Source organism: Paraburkholderia sp. SIMBA_053, from assembly GCF_046534895.1.
Lineage (GTDB): Bacteria > Pseudomonadota > Gammaproteobacteria > Burkholderiales > Burkholderiaceae > Paraburkholderia > Paraburkholderia caledonica.
Genome location: NZ_JAWRXU010001860.1, coordinates 1 through 232, shown reverse-complemented (window position 1 = coordinate 232; position 232 = coordinate 1). Strand labels below are relative to the sequence as shown.

Below are 232 nucleotides of genomic sequence, written 5' to 3'. Positions count from 1 at the left end.
ATGATACCGTAAATTCGATATTTAATTTGATGAGGATAGATAATGAGCGGGAGTTGGGGTAACTTCTTTCCGTACTTTGCTGGAGCTTTTAAGCTTATTGTATTAGGTATTGGAGGCTACTTTGCTATTAAGTGGCATTTTGATGAAGAAGCAAGGACGAGGGAAGAACAAGGCGTTGTATTTGATAGGTCAAGCTACATGAAGAAGATGGCAATGATACTCGTCTTTCTAG

At 38.8% G+C, this 232-nt stretch carries 1 protein-coding gene; it reads left to right on the top strand.

Annotation, left to right across the window (positions count from 1 at the left end; genetic code table 11):
• Nucleotides 1–42: 42 nt before the first annotated feature.
• Nucleotides 43–232 (top strand): hypothetical protein (locus SB753_RS41980; protein ID WP_410805808.1); only part of this gene is annotated, 190 nt, incomplete at its 3' end.